This window comes from Rhodococcus sp. NPDC127593 (genome assembly GCF_042671975.1).
Lineage (GTDB): Bacteria > Actinomycetota > Actinomycetes > Mycobacteriales > Mycobacteriaceae > Rhodococcus_F.
The window spans coordinates 122355-135890 of sequence record NZ_JBHXWI010000015.1 but is presented as its reverse complement, the minus strand read 5'-3'; the positions used below and the strand labels follow the sequence as shown (position 1 = coordinate 135890).

General features: G+C 67.1%; 12 protein-coding genes. 6 read left to right on the top strand and 6 right to left on the bottom strand.

Going from position 1 to position 13536, the window contains the following annotated elements; genetic code table 11:
• Window positions 1–61: 61 nt before the first annotated feature.
• Window positions 62–871, bottom strand: a complete 810-nt coding sequence (locus tag ACFVJ3_RS16515) for an NAD(P)-binding domain-containing protein (protein ID WP_378453048.1) — start codon at window positions 869–871, stop codon at window positions 62–64.
• Window positions 872–978: 107 nt separating this feature from the next.
• Here ACFVJ3_RS16515 and ACFVJ3_RS16510 point away from each other — a divergent pair, with 107 nt between their 5' ends.
• Window positions 979–1647 (top strand): GntR family transcriptional regulator, encoded by a 669-nt coding sequence (locus ACFVJ3_RS16510; RefSeq protein ID WP_378453047.1) that lies wholly within the window; start codon window positions 979–981, stop codon window positions 1645–1647.
• A gap of 14 nt (window positions 1648–1661) precedes the next feature.
• Here ACFVJ3_RS16510 and ACFVJ3_RS16505 read toward each other — a convergent pair whose 3' ends face one another.
• From ACFVJ3_RS16505 to ACFVJ3_RS16490, 4 genes are all read right to left on the bottom strand, one after another.
• On the bottom strand, window positions 1662–3539 hold the full coding sequence (locus tag ACFVJ3_RS16505; RefSeq protein WP_378453046.1) for an MFS transporter: 1878 nt from the start codon (window positions 3537–3539) through the stop codon (window positions 1662–1664).
• 30 nt (window positions 3540–3569) lie between these two features.
• Complete coding sequence (locus tag ACFVJ3_RS16500; RefSeq protein ID WP_378453045.1) at window positions 3570–4433, bottom strand: MFS transporter; 864 nt, start codon at window positions 4431–4433, stop codon at window positions 3570–3572.
• A gap of 67 nt (window positions 4434–4500) precedes the next feature.
• Window positions 4501–5868: an MFS transporter gene (locus tag ACFVJ3_RS16495; RefSeq protein ID WP_378453044.1), complete on the bottom strand. Its 1368-nt coding sequence runs from the start codon at window positions 5866–5868 to the stop codon at window positions 4501–4503.
• Between the two features lie 40 nt (window positions 5869–5908).
• A complete protein-coding gene (locus ACFVJ3_RS16490; RefSeq protein WP_378453043.1) occupies window positions 5909–6883 on the bottom strand; it encodes an amidohydrolase family protein in 975 nt (324 codons plus the stop codon).
• Between the two features lie 357 nt (window positions 6884–7240).
• Here ACFVJ3_RS16490 and ACFVJ3_RS16485 point away from each other — a divergent pair, with 357 nt between their 5' ends.
• From ACFVJ3_RS16485 to ACFVJ3_RS16465, 5 genes are read left to right on the top strand one after another with little or no spacing between them, the layout of a single operon-like run.
• The gene (locus ACFVJ3_RS16485; RefSeq protein WP_378453042.1) at window positions 7241–7978 is read left to right on the top strand and encodes a PIG-L deacetylase family protein; all 738 of its coding nucleotides are present in this window, start codon (window positions 7241–7243) and stop codon (window positions 7976–7978) included.
• Complete coding sequence (locus ACFVJ3_RS16480; RefSeq protein ID WP_378453041.1) at window positions 7975–8691, top strand: 4-carboxy-4-hydroxy-2-oxoadipate aldolase/oxaloacetate decarboxylase; 717 nt, start codon at window positions 7975–7977, stop codon at window positions 8689–8691. The genes ACFVJ3_RS16485 and ACFVJ3_RS16480 overlap by 4 nt, the downstream gene beginning before the upstream one ends.
• Complete coding sequence (locus ACFVJ3_RS16475; protein WP_378453040.1) at window positions 8691–9782, top strand: 4-oxalomesaconate tautomerase; 1092 nt, start codon at window positions 8691–8693, stop codon at window positions 9780–9782. The genes ACFVJ3_RS16480 and ACFVJ3_RS16475 overlap by 1 nt, the downstream gene beginning before the upstream one ends.
• On the top strand, window positions 9779–10744 hold the full coding sequence (locus ACFVJ3_RS16470; RefSeq protein ID WP_378453039.1) for a VOC family protein: 966 nt from the start codon (window positions 9779–9781) through the stop codon (window positions 10742–10744). Before ACFVJ3_RS16475 ends, ACFVJ3_RS16470 begins: the two co-directional genes overlap by 4 nt.
• A gap of 31 nt (window positions 10745–10775) precedes the next feature.
• Window positions 10776–11096, top strand: a complete 321-nt coding sequence (locus ACFVJ3_RS16465; protein WP_378453038.1) for a DUF2218 domain-containing protein — start codon at window positions 10776–10778, stop codon at window positions 11094–11096.
• Here the strand turns inward: ACFVJ3_RS16465 and ACFVJ3_RS16460 are convergent.
• Window positions 11081–13519 carry an ATP-binding cassette domain-containing protein gene (locus ACFVJ3_RS16460; RefSeq protein ID WP_378453037.1) on the bottom strand — a complete coding sequence of 813 codons (2439 nt, stop codon included), beginning with the start codon at window positions 13517–13519 and terminating at the stop codon, window positions 11081–11083. The genes ACFVJ3_RS16465 and ACFVJ3_RS16460 overlap by 16 nt on opposite strands.
• Window positions 13520–13536: the final 17 nt, after the last annotated feature.

Genomic DNA, 13536 nt, shown 5'->3' with positions numbered 1-13536 from the left:
TGTCGTGTCTGTGGTCACTGACGCAACGTGACGCTATGACCGGGTAGAGGGTGGCGACGTCTCAGTTCGGCACGGCACGTCTCGGTTCGGCACATGCTGATGGCGCCGGGATCTTGGTCAGCAGTTCGTGGGTGGCCTGGGCGATGTCGGGGTCGATTCCGAGGGCACGGAGCATGGCTGCGGCGGCGTCCATTTCGTCGGCGCGGCGCCTGGCGTGGCGTCGCGTTCCGTCGACGACGCGGGCAATCGTGCCGGCGTCGGCCCGGGTCAGTTCGTCGGCAATGTTCGTGGTGAGCCATTGTTCGAGGCCGAGTGCGCGGCCCGCGGTGAGGGCTTCGACGATGGCCGCGGACATTCCCTTGTAGAAGATGCTGCGCAGCAGTTTTCGTTCCGCGGCCGCACCCGCCGGTGCATCGAGGATGTCGACGGATGCGCCGTAGCGGGTGAGGATTTCCGCGGCCCGGTGAGCGTCGCGGCCGCTCGCCATCAGGGGGGTGCGGAGTCCGCGGCCGGGGACCGGAGCCATGATCGCCACGTCGACGAAACCGAGTCCGTGTCTGGCGGCGTGGGCGGCGAGGGTGCGTTTGAGATCGGGCGCGGCGGTGTTCATGTCCACCCAGACCTGATCGGCACTCATTGCGGGGCTGCCCCGTTCGAGTGCGCCCTTCGCGGCTCGCGCGTTGTTCACACTGAGGACGAGGTCGGCGGTGTCGACGGCCTCGGCCTCGGAGCGGCACACGATGGCTCCGTCCGGTGCGGCGACTTCGGGGTCGAAGGCGCGAACGGTGGCGTCGGCGGCGATCAGATCGCGCGCGAATGCGCCGCCGGCCTCGCCGAGTCCGAGGACGGCGATCGTCGTCTGCTGGGTCATCGGTTCCTCTTTCCTGGGTGGATCTGGTGCCATGTGCGATCCAGGTGACGATGGGTCGGTACAATATCGGTAACAATTTTGGTGATGATCTGAGCGGAGATAGCCCGATGCCGGTGAAGGAAGCTCGCGAGCACAGCACGGATCAGGCTGCGGTCACCGACCTGATTCGCAAGGCGATCCTCGACGGAGATTTCGCACCCAACCAACGCATGGTCGAGGCAGACCTGTGTGCGCAGTACGACGCCAGTCGCAGCGCGGTCCGGGCGGCCCTGCACGAACTGACCGCCCAGGGCCTCGTCGAGCGGATCCAGAACCGCGGCGCCCGCGTGCGGTCGGTGTCGCTGGACGAGGCGGTCGAGATCACCGAGGTGCGCATGGTCGTCGAAGGACTGTGCGCGGCGAAGGCGGCTCAGAAGATCACCGACGCGGAGATCGAGGAACTCACCGCCTTGCGCGAGGAATTGACGACGTCGGTCTCGGCCGGAGACGTGTTCGGGTATTCGCGGGCGAACCAGTTGTTGCACAAGCGCGTTCGGGAGATCAGTGCGCAGCGGTCGGCGGACGAGATCCTCGAGCGGCTGCGTGGTCAGCTGGTGCGGCACCAGTTCAAGCTGTCGATGCACCCCGGCCGGATGTCGGTGTCGCTGCCCGAGCACGTCGCCATCATCGACGCGGTGTGCGCGCGCGACCCGGAGCGGGCGGAGGCAGCCATGCGGCACCACCTGGCGAGCGTGACCGCCGCGCTCGAGGACGTCGCCGAGGCCCGGCAGGGATGACCGCACACGGGCACTCACAGGGAGACCCGTTCGAGCACTGAACTCGTCGTCGCGCGCGAACCGACGCGGTCTGTCACGAAAACCACCAGCAGCGCGGCCACGGCAAGCAGAGCGGCAATTGCGAAGGCCCCGAACCCCCACCGCGGAGTCCCGGAAGCGATGAGAACGCCGCCCAGCCAGGGGCCGAACACAGCGCCGAACCGGCCGATCCCCGACGTGAGCCCGACGGCGGTGGCCCGGAAGTCGGCCTCGCTGTGGGCGGCCGTGCCGGCGTAGACCATGGTCTGGGCGCTGAACAACCACACACCGGTCGCGAAGACCACGGCGTAGGTCGCGGCGAGCGGCAGCTGCACCGACAACGCCGCGATGCCGATGGCGGTCAACGCGAACCACACCAGCGCGGTCGGAATCGGCCCGACCCGGTCGGCCACCTGCCCGGCGATCAGCATGCCCACGATGCCACCGAGATTGATCACCAGCAGGAAACTCAGCGCCGAGCCCAGTTCGTACCCGGTCGACCTCATCATGACCGGCAACCAGGTGGCCACCCCGTACACCAGCAGCAGCCCGGCGAACGACGCCGTCCACAACGCCGGGGTGGTGATCGCACGGGATCCGGTGAACAGCCGGCGGATGCGGTGCGCAGTCGGCGACGCCGTCCCGCCCGTGCCGGTCGGGGTAGTCACGAAGTCGGTGACCGCGACACCGCGACTACGAGCGAGCGCTTCGGCATCGGCGACGCGGCCGCGAGCGAGCAGGTACCCCATCGATTCGGGGAGGAACTTCAGCATGAGCGGCACGGCAGATATCAGCGGTAGGCCACCGAGCAGGAACAGGAAGCGCCATCCGCGACTGTCCAGGAAAAGCATGCTCAATCCCGGGGCGAGGATGCCGCCGGCCTGATGGGCGGTCATCAGCGATGCGACCATCAGGTTCGCCCTCCCGCGCGGGGCGTACTCCATGACCATCGAGATGGCGGTGGGGATGAGCCCGCCGAGGCCGAGCCCGGCCACGCCCCGCGCCGCCGCGAAGACCTCCAGCGAGGGGGCGACTGCGCAGGCCAATGACGCGATCGAGAACAACGCGACGCCTGCGACGATCGCGGTGCGCCGGCCGAGCCGGTCGGCGATCGGGCCTGCCGCCAGCGCGCCGATCAGCATGCCGAGGGTCGCGACGCTGCCCACGGTGCCGGCGGCACCGGGGTCCATACCGAGGGTCGGGTCGGCGAGCATGCGCGGCAACACCGCACCGTAGACGAACGTGTCGAGCCCGTCGCACAGGATGGCGAACCAACACAGGGCCAGCACCGAGAGAGCGAGGCGGGTCCGGGCACGATCGGACCCGGTGTGGTCGATGGTCATGGCACTCCAGGTTTCGTGGAAGAGGGTGACTGCGGTCAGTTCTCGGCGGGCTTCAACGCGACTCGCGTGATGGGGCCCATGATGAACAGGAAGCTGCACACCGCGAGCGCTGCGCTGACACCGACGAAGATCAACGCTCCGTCGAACGATCCGGTGGTCGACGATGTAGCCGATCACCAGCGGCGTGGTGATGCCGGCGGCGCTCGCGAACGTGTTGTACAGGCCGCCGGACAATCCGGTTGCCTCCTTGGGGGAGGTGTCCGAGACCAGAGTCCAGCCCTGGCTGCCGAGGCCCTTGCCGAAGAATGCCAGCACCATGATCAGGATGACGACGGTCTGGGAGGTGGTGAAGTTGCAGAGGATGATCGAGGTCGACAGGGTCAACCCGGTGATGATCGGGAACTTGCGGGCCCTGGTGAGCGATATTCCCCGTTTCAGGAGGCGGTCGGAGACGATGCCGCCGAGGATGCCGCCGAGGAAGCCGAAGATGGCGGGAATGGACGCGGCGAGACCGGCGTCGAGCAGCGGCATTCCCAACTCCTCGATGAGGTAGATCGGGAATCACGTCAGGAAGAAGTAGACGATGGTGGCGATGAAGAACTGGCCCGTGTAGAGACCGAGCATCATTCGACTGCTGAGCAGTTGGCGGATCGCGTTGCCAGTATCCACCTTCGCGGCATCGGGAGCGGAACTCGCCTCTTCGATGTCGATCAGCGCACCGCCGTCGGCGATGTACTCGATCTCGGCGTCGTTGGCCATGCGGTGCTTGCGCGGCTGATCGTAGAATGTCAGCCACAGCGCGCTCAGCGCCATGCCGATTCCGCCCATGACGAGATAGGCGGAGTGCCAGCCGTGCGAATGCGTCAGCCACGCCATCATCGGGGTGAACACGACGGCCGCCGCATACTGTGCGGAGTTGAAGATGGCGGAGGCCGTGGCCCGTTCGGAGGTGGGAAACCAGGTTGCCACCACGCGGCCGTTCGACGGATACGCCGGGCATTCCGCGATGCCGACACCGATCCGCAAGGCGAACAGGGCGACCACCGCGGCGCCGATGCTCATCAGCGGCACGAAGCCCTGCAGGAGAGTGAACAGCGACCACACGAAGATGCTGACCGCATACACGCGCTTGGCACCGAACCGGTCGACGAGCCGTCCGCCGGGGATCTGGCCCAGCATGTACGCCCAGGCGAACGCGGAGAACAGGTAGCCGAGAGTGATGGCGCTGATACCCAGGTCGGCCTTGATCTCGGTGCCGGTGATCGACAGGATCGCGCGGTCGGCGTTGTTGAGCGTGGAGATGATGAAGAGCAGTGCGACGATCAGGAAGCGGATCCGGGTGCGGCGAGGCGTGGCGTGGCGTGGCGTGGCGTCCGCGAGCTGACTACGAGTTGTCGAGCTGGATCGAATATCTGAAACGGACATGGGCTTCTCCGGAAGTCTGGTGACAGGGGCGTGAATCGGCATGGGCTATCGGCGGCGGCCGATGCCGTCATGCTCCGGTGGAGACCGTCGGTGCCGCCTCGGCTGACTGGGCGCGCCGGTTCTGCCGGGTTCGGGGTCCGAAGAGTGCCAGGACGAGAGCGCCGACGAGCCAGGTGCCGGCGATGAAGTAGAAGACGCTCTGGTAGCCCGAGCCGGTGTACAGCGCAGCGATGACGAGCGGACCGACGGCGTTCGACAGGCGTCCGAGTCCGTAGGAGACGCCGGTGCCCAATGATCGGGTTCGGGTGTCGAACAGTTCCGGGGAGTATGCGTAGGCCACTGCGGTGTACCCGCGCTCGAAGAAGTTCACGAGGAAGCCGAACACCACGATCATGATCGGGTTGAACGTCAGCCCGTAGAACAGGCCGCAGATCGCGATCACCACACCGAATGCGACGAGGCACCACTTACGTTCGACGCGGTCGGTGACCTGTGCGGCAAGGAAGCAGCCCAGCGGCGCACCGACCGTGGTCAGCGCGACGTAGAAGATCGACTTCTCCACGCTGAGGCCTTCCTGCGCCAACAGGGTGGGCGCCCAACTGGAGTACCCGAAGAAGCCGATCGTCTGGGTCACCCACATGACCGAGAGCAGAACCGTGGGAACGAGGTACCTCTTCTGCAGGAGCAGTCGCAGCGGCGCCTTGGTCTGCTTGGTGGCGACTGCGATCGGGGCGGCAGGGTCGGGCAGCGGGCCCGTCTCCGCGGTGACACGGGATTCGATCTGACTCAGAACGGCGTCCGCCTCGTCGTACCGGCCCTTGCTCTCGTACCAACGGGGCGATTCCTTCAGGTGCCGGGTGAAGAGGAGGAAGAGGATGCCGAGGCTGCCCCACAGGTAGACCAGCCGCCACGACCAATCGGTGAGCGGAACGACCGCGGCGGCAACGAGGTTGGTGACGGGTGTGCCACAGATGCCGATGACGATGGCGTAGGCCTGGTACTTGCCGCGAACGGCGGCGGGGAAGATTTCGTTGACGTAGATGACCGCCACCACGGTCATGGCAGACAGCCCCGCCGAGGTGAGGACCCGCAGGACGCCGAGAGACGGGATGTCCCAGGAGAACACCGAGGCGAACGAGAAGACGGCAAACCACAGGGTGGTGATGGCCAACGCGTTCTTACGGCCCCAGCGGTCGGCGATCCAGCTACCGATGAGGGAGCCGAAGAACATGCCGACGAAGGACAGGGAGGTGACGTAGGCGACCTGGTTGACGGTGACCCCCCACAGCTTGACGAGCTTGGGGACGGTGGTGGCGAACGTGTTGATGTCCGCGAACTCGAAGAAGTAGGCGAACGAGACGGCCACCAGGGTGATCTTGTGGAATCGCGAAATCGGCAGGCGGTCCAGCCGGTTCGCTGCGTTGGAGTGCTGCACGGGAAGGCCCTTCTCGGGAAGTGTTGCGGTGGAGGGCGGCTCAGTAGTCCTCGCCCGGCCAGTACAGGCGCATCGGGTTGGCCACGAGGAGCTTGTGCTGCAGTTCCGGGGTGGTGGCCACGTGCGGAATGTGGTCGACCAGGAGCCCGTCGTCGGGCATGTGGTCGGTGAGGTTGGGGTGAGGCCAGTCGCTGCCCCAGAGCACCGAGTCGGGGAACTCCTCGACTACTTGCCGGCTGAAGGGCACGACATCCGCGTAGGAATTCTGTTCGCCGTTCAGCGCCGGCGGGCCGGTGACGGTGAGCCGCTCCGGGCAGCTGACCTTCACCCACGCCTCGTTGCGCTCGACGAAGCGGAGGAATCGACCGAACTCCGGCCCGTCGACGGGTCGAGTGACGTCCGGACGACCCATGTGGTCCACCACCAGCGGCGTGGGCAGTGTGTCGAAGAAGCCCTCCAAGCCCTCGAGGTCGGGGCCCTCGAAGTAGATGACGATGTGCCACCCGAGCGGGGCGATCTTCTGCGCGATGGAGATCAGATCGTCCTTCGAGGTGCCCTCGACCAGTCGCGGAAGAAAGTTGAACCGCACCCCTCGCACGCCGGCTTCGTCGAGTCGGCGCAACTCGGTGCCGGCGATGTCGGGGCGGACCGTGGCGATGCCGCGCGCCCGGCCGCCGGCCGCCTGAACGGCGTCGACCATCGCACTGTTGTCCGCTCCGTGACAGGTCGCCTGAACGATGACGTTGCGACTCATCCCAAGGTGATCACGCAACGCGAAGAGTTGATCCTTGCTCGCGTCGCACGGTGTGTACTTGCGTTCCGGCGCGAAGGGGAACTGGGCACCGGGCCCGAATACGTGGCAGTGGGCGTCGACCGCTCCCGCCGGCACCGCGAAGCGCGGTGTCGACGGGTTCTGGTACCAATCCAGCCAGCCCGGCGTCTTGGTGAACGGTCCGGTCACCGCCGGTAATGCGGAGGTACTTCCCAGGAACGCGTGTCGACTCAGATCCGACATAGTTTCTTTCTCCTTGGCATCCTGCACGGTGCGTCAGCAGTGCGTCGTTCTGTTGAGAATGGTTGGAAATCCCTGCGGGCCAACGAGTACCGACGGCACCACCTCGCCGGCGCCCGCATCGGCGCGGCGTCGCGGCGCCGAACGAAACAGCCGGCATGGCACTCCTCACAGCGATGATTCGATCGCGTGACTCAGGTCACTCGGCACACAACCTATACGATCCGCCACGATCTCCACAACCTTCTCGTCGTGAAAAATGAGTACGTAATTGTTGACAATTTAGTCGGAAATGTGAGCTACTAGCTACCGGACGCGGTGACCCCGCCCACATCTCGGATAGCGAAGAAGGGAAGAACCATGGCAAATCAGGTTGAACCGGCTCTGCTGGTCGTCAGCGCCCATGCCGGCGACTTCGTCTGGCGTGCCGGCGGCGCCATTGCCGCCGCCACTGCTCGCGGCGAACGCGCGAAGGTCGTGTGCCTGAGCTACGGCGAGCGCGGCGAGTCCGCTCGGGCGTGGCGGGAAGGCAAGTCGCTCGAGGAAATCAAGGACATCCGGCGGGGAGAAGCGGAAGCGGCCGCGTCGGCACTGGGAGCGGAGATCGAGTTCTTCGACGCCGGCGACTACCCGCTGCTGCCCTCTCCGGAGTTGGTCGACCGGTTGGTGCACGTCTACCGCGACGTCAATCCGACTGTGGTGCTGACCCATCCGCTGATAGACCCGTACAACGCCGACCATCCCGCGGCCGCCCGAATGGCGCTCGACGCCCGGATCCTGGCCCAGGCGATCGGCTACCCCGCCGAGGGTGAGCCCCTGGGCGCGCCGCCGGTGTTCTTCTTCGAGCCGCACCAACCCGAGCAGTGCGACTTCAAGCCGAACGTGCTCATCGACATCACCGACGTCTTCCCACAGAAGCGCAAGGCGATGGAATCCCTTGTGGCGCAAGAACACATGTGGACCTATTACACCGACCTCGCACGGCGCCGCGGCGTGCAGGTCAAGCGCAACGCCGGACCGAACCTCGGCTTCAGCACCGACACGATGGGTGAGGCGTACGTGCGGTACTACCCGCAGGTGGCGGAGGTGCTGTCGTGAGAGATCCCGTCGTACTCACCGACCCGATCAAGACACCCCTCGACACCGTCGACGCCCTCGCCGAGTTCGGCACCGCGACGGTGCACGAGGCGCAGGGGCGCACCGGCCTCGCCGGCCCACAATTCCGGCCCATCCAGTCCGGCACCCGGATCGCCGGCACCGCCGTCACCGTGCTGTCCTGGCCAGGCGACAACCTGATGATCCACGCCGCCATCGAGCAGTGCGGCGCCGGCGACATCCTCGTGGTCACCACCAACTCCCCCTCCACGGACGGCATGTTCGGCGAACTGTTCGCCACCGCCCTGCAGACGCGCGGTGTCCGCGGACTCGTCATCGACGCCGGCGTCCGCGACGTCGCCGAACTGAACGAAATGGGCTTCCCGGTGTGGTCCACCGCGGTGTCCGCGCAGGGCACGGTCAAGGCCACCGCCGGCGCGGTGAACATTCCCGTGACCCTGGGCCGGGTGACCGTCGACGCCGGTGACGTCGTGGTGGCCGACGACGACGGTGTGGTGATCGTCCCCCGTGTCACCGCGGCCGACACCGTCGCAGCCTCCCGCGCCCGGTTGGAGAAGGAAGAGGCTGCGCGACAGTCCTTCCGCGCCGGCGAGCTGGGATTGGACCGGTACGGTCTGCGTCCGGTCCTCGACTCCCTCGGCGTGCGGTACCTGTCGCAGAAGCAGTACCGGCTGGAACAGCAGGAGACGCTGTAATGGGCGGCATCGCCTGCACCTGGATGCGGGGCGGTACGTCCAAGGGGGCGTTCTTCCTCGCCGCAGATCTCCCCTCCGATCGCCGCGAGCGGGACGATCTCCTGCTGCGCGTCATGGGCACCCCCGATCCCCGTCAGATCGACGGGATCGGCGGCGCCCACCCGCTCACCAGCAAGGTCGCGGTGATCAGCCCGTCGGATGATCCGCGCGCGGACGTCGACTACCTGTTCCTGCAGGTTGCGGTGGATCAGGCCCTCGTGTCGTCGGCGCAGAACTGCGGCAACATCCTCGCCGGCGTCGGCCCGTTCGCCGTCGAACACGGCCTGGTGCCGGCCGATCCCGAGCACACGAGTGTCCGGATCCGGATGGTCAATTCGGACGGCTTCGCCACGGCAACGTTCCCGACACCGGGCGGGCAGGTCGATTACGCCGGCACCTGCGAGATCGCCGGAGTACCCGGCTCAGCCGCCCCGATCAGCATCGCGTTCTCCGGCACCGCCGGCTCGACCTGCGGGACGCTGCTCCCGACCGGCCGCATCGTCGACACCGTCGACGGAGTGGACGTCACCTGCATCGACAACGGCATGCCGACGGTCGTGATCGCCGCCGCCGATCTCGGTGTGAGCGGTCACGAGAGCCCCGGGGAGCTCGAGGCCGACACCGACCTGACCGCGAGACTCGCCCACATCCGTTCGCAGGCAGGCAAATTGATGGGTCTCGGCGATGTGTCCACCACGACCGTCCCCAAGATGACACTGGTCGCCGCCCCGCTCGGCGACGGCACCCTCGACACCCGCACGTTCATCCCCGTGCGGTGCCACACCGCCATCGGCGTGCTGGGAGCACTCACCGTCGGCACCGCGGTCCGGATCCCCGGATCGGTTGCCGATCGGCTCTGCCGTCACCGCGACGACGCCGTCGTCCGCATCGAACACCCCACCGGGTTCTTCGATGTCGACATCGACCTGACGTACACCGGTGACGCCGGCGTCGACATCCGCCGCGCCGCCGTGATCCGCACCGCGCGCACACTGTTCGACGGCACCGTCTACCCCCGGCCCGCCGTCCCCCACACCGAGGACATCTCATGAGCACCGACGACGCCCGCTTCGACATCGCCCACCTCGGCTACGTCGAACTGTTCACCCCGACCTTCGACGAGAGCAGGTGGTTCTTCACCGAACTGCTCGGCCTGCGCGAAGTCGCCGCCGACGGCGACAGCGTGTACCTGCGTTCGTGGGACGACTACCAGCACCACTCCCTCAAGCTCACCGCCCACGACACGTCGGGCATCGGGCGGCTGGGCTACCGGACGTCGAGTGCCGCGGCACTGGAACGCCGTGTCGCGGCGATCGAGGCCGCCGGCCGCGGCATCGGGTGGCGCGACGGTGATCCCGGGATCGGCAAGACCTACACGTTCGCCGACCCCGACGGGCACCCGATGGACCTGTACTGGGAGGTCGAGAAGACCGCTCCGCCGGCGGAGTTCGCGCCGGCGCTGAAGAACCAGGCCGAGCGCTACCCGGGGGCACCCGCCACGGTCCGCCGCCTCGATCACGTGAACTTCCTCGCCGCCGACGTCGAGACCAACGGAGCCTTCGTCCGGGACGTGCTCGGCGGCCGTCCCACCGAACAGATCCGGCTGAACACCGGTAAAATCGCCGGGCAGTGGCTGACCTTCACGAACAAGAGTTACGACGTCGTCTACACCGAGGACTGGACCGGCAGCAACGGGCGTCTGCACCACATCGCCTTCGCCACCGACACCCGCGAGGACATCCTCCGTGCCGCCGACGTCTTCCTCGAGAACGGTGTCCACATCGAGACCGGACCACACAAGCACGCCATCCAGCAGACGTTCTTCCTCTACGTCTACGAGCCGGGCGGCAACCGCATCGAGTTCTGCAACCCCGGAGCGCGGCTGATCCTCGATCCCGACTGGGACGTCGTCGAATGGACCGAGGCCGAACGGTCGAAGGGTCAGGCGTGGGGAATGAAGACCATCGAGACGTTCCACACCCACGGCACCCCACCGGTTCCGAGCACTCACTGAGAATCGGGACGCACCGTCGAAAGGGACCGACATGACCGACGCCATCGCGGGCGGCGAATCCCACGCGATCGTCCGCACCGACCGGCCCGAGCGGTACGGCAAACAACTCGTATCTCACCTCGGACGCCGCAACGGCGGCGAGTGGACACCGGACACACGATCCGGCTGGATCGACCTGGCCGGCGGCCGGGCGACGGTGACCGCCGGAGACGGCGAACTACACCTGCACCTCGTCGCCGAATCCGACGAGTTGCCCCGACTGGAAGACGTCGTCGGAAGGCATCTCGTCAGATTCGGCGAACGTGACGGTCTGACAGTCACATGGGAAAGGGGCGGTCAGGTGCCGACGTAGGCCGCGAGGTGCTCGCCGGTGAGCGTGGAGCGGGCGGACACCAGATCGTCCGGCCTGCCCTCGAACACGATCCGGCCGCCGTCGTGGCCGGCGCCCGGGCCGAGGTCGATGATCCAGTCGGCGTGGGCCATGACCGCCTGGTGATGCTCGATGACGATGACCGACTTACCGGAGTCGACGAGCCGGTCGAGCAGTCCGAGCAGCTGTTCGACGTCGGCGAGGTGAAGGCCGGTGGTCGGCTCGTCGAGGACGTAGGTGTCGCCCTTGTCGGCCATGGCGGTGGCCAGCTTCAGCCGCTGCCGTTCGCCGCCGGACAGCGTGGTCAGCGGCTGTCCGAGGCTGAGGTAGCCGAGCCCGACGTCGGCGAGCCGCTGCAGAATCTTGTGAGCCGCCGGGATCCGGGCCTCGCCGGAACCGAAGAACTCCTCGGCCTCGGCCACCGACATCGCGAGGACCTCGCTGATGTCGCGCCCGGCGAGGTGATACTCGAGCACCTCGGCCTGGAACCGCTTCCCCTCGCACTCCTCGCAGGGGGACTCGACGGTGGCCATCACGCCCAGGTCGGTGTAGATGACACCGGCGCCGTTGCACGTGGGGCACGCGCCCTCGGAGTTGGAGCTGAAGAGCGCGGGCTTCACTCCGTTGGCCTTCGCGAACGCCTTGCGGATCGGCTCGAGCAGTCCGGTGTAGGTCGCCGGATTGCTTCGCCGGGAGCCCTTGATCGCGCCCTGGTCGATCGACACCACCCCGTCCCGCCCGGACACCGAACCGTGGATCAGCGAACTCTTGCCCGAGCCCGCCACGCCGGTCACGACCACCAGCATGCCGAGTGGGATGTCGACGTCGACGCCGCGCAGGTTGTGACTGTCTGCGCCACGCACCTCGAGTGCCCCCGACGGTGTGCGCACCGACTGCTTCAGCGACGCGCGGTCGTCCAGATGACGCCCGGTGAGCGTGTCACTGGCCCGCAGACCCTCGACGGTGCCCTCGAACACCACCTGGCCGCCCTCGGTGCCGGCGCGCGGGCCGAGGTCGACGACGTGGTCGGCGATCGCGATCGCCTCCGGCTTGTGCTCCACGACCAGCACCGTGTTGCCCTTGTCGCGCAACTGCAGCAGCAGGCCGTTCATCCTCTGGATGTCGTGCGGGTGCAGGCCGATGGTCGGCTCGTCGAAGACGTAGGTGACGTCGGTGAGCGACGAACCGAGGTGGCGGATCATCTTCGTGCGCTGCGCCTCACCTCCGGACAGGGTGCCCGACGGCCGGTCGAGTGAGAGGTACCCCAACCCGATCTCCGTGAACGAGTCGAGGAGATGCTGCAGCCCGGTGAGCAGCGGGGCCACCGACGGTTCCTTCAGACCGCGGACCCAGTCGGCGAGGTCGCTGATCTGCATCGTGCAGACGTCGGCGATGTTCTTCCCCTTGATCTTCGACGATCGAGCCCCCTCGCTGAGTCGGGTGCCGTCGCAGTCGGGGCAGGTGGCAAACGTGATCGCCCGCTCCACGAACGCGCGGATGTGCGGCTGCATGGCGTCGACGTCCTTGGCCAGGAACGACTTCTGGATCTTCGGGATCAGCCCCTCGTACGTCACGTTGACGCCCTCGACCTTGATCTTGGTCGGCGGCTTGTAGAGCAGGTCCTGCAGCTGCTTCTTGGTGAACTTCGCGATCGGCTTGTCCGGGTCGAAGTAGCCGCAGCCCCGGAAGATGCGGCCGTACCAGCCCTCCATGCTGTAGCCGGGAATCGTGAGCGCGCCCTCGTTGAGCGACTTGCTGTCGTCGTACAGCGCCGTCAGGTCGAAGTCGGTGACCGCGCCCCGGCCCTCGCATCGCGGACACATGCCACCGGTGATGCTGAAGCTCCGCCGCTCCTTCGTCTCTTGGCCACCGCGCTCGATGGTGACCGCGCCCGCGCCGGAGATCGACGCGACGTTGAAGGAGAACGCCTGGGGTGAGCCGATGTGCGGCTTCCCGAGCCGGCTGAACAGGATGCGCAGCATCGCGTTCGCGTCGGTGGCGGTGCCGACGGTGGAGCGGGGGTTCGAGCCCATCCGCTCCTGGTCGACGATGATCGCCGTCGTCAGCCCGTCGAGTACGTCGACGTTGGGTCGCGCCAGTGACGGCATGAAGCCCTGCACGAAGGCGCTGTAGGTCTCGTTGATCATCCGCTGCGACTCCGCGGCGATCGTGGCGAACACCAGCGAACTCTTGCCCGAGCCGGAGACACCGGTGAACACCGTCAGCCGGCGCTTCGGGAGCTCGACACTGACGTCCTTGAGGTTGTTCTCGCGCGCGCCGTGCACGCGGATGAGATCGTGACTGTCGGCAAGGTGCAGATCCGGCGACTCCGAGATATCCCGTCGCTCCACTCGCCCCGACACATCCCGTCGCTCCGTCGAGTCCGCCTTCGTGGCCATGCTCATCCTGTCTCCATCTGTTG